This is a genomic window from Mesorhizobium sp. M1A.F.Ca.ET.072.01.1.1 (assembly GCF_004023325.1).
GTDB lineage: Bacteria > Pseudomonadota > Alphaproteobacteria > Rhizobiales > Rhizobiaceae > Mesorhizobium.
In genome coordinates, this window is the sequence record NZ_RZSF01000684.1 from 1 (window position 1) to 711 (window position 711).

At 63.4% G+C, this 711-nt stretch carries 1 protein-coding gene; it reads right to left on the bottom strand.

The features are described from left to right. Positions 1–658 (bottom strand): ISAs1 family transposase (locus EOA32_RS37540; RefSeq protein WP_245499540.1); only part of this gene is annotated, 658 nt, incomplete at its 3' end. Positions 659–711: the final 53 nt, after the last annotated feature.

Sequence of the window (711 nt, forward strand, 5' to 3'; positions counted from 1 at the left end):
CCTCTGCCTGCCGCCACTCGTCGCGGCCATGGCTGGTCTCGGTCCGCTCCGCGACAGCGGGGGTGCTCCCGGCCAGATGTTGCTTGGCATGAACAACCCAATGCCGACGGTTGCCCTTAAGAGCGAGCAGGTAGTCGCCTCCCCGCTCGGTGATGGCCTCAGCCATGCGCGTGTGACAGTGGAGCGCATCGGCGGTGACCATTCTACCAGTAAGATCAATGAGTTCGACGACTTTGAGGGCAGCCTCGACCTCATTCTCGGCAGTGCCGGGCGATACCGCTGCCAGGCATAACCGTGTCTCGGTGGCGAAGGCCGACACCGTCAGAGGCGGACTGGCGGCAAGGCCCTTCTCATAGGCCCGCCGCAGCGCCTTACCGTCGAGGGCGACCACCTCCTGGCATGCCCGTGCAAAGCCTGCGGCAAAGGCTGCGAAGGCACGCCCGAAAGCCTCCGGATCCAGCAGCCGCAACAGCCGCGAGAAGGTGTCGTGACTGGGCGCCACCTCATACTCAATCAACCGCGACAGTGCCTGCCTGCGCTCTTGAGCAAACAACGAGAACTCTGTCGCGTTGTTTGCCCCGCACAGGCTTGCCGCGATCATCATCACGATCAGATCGCCAAGCCGATGCGTGGCGTTACCAGCGCGGGGGTCAGGCACGGCGCCGAAATAGCTTTCAAGGCTCGAAATGGCAGTCTCTCCCTCGTTAAGAC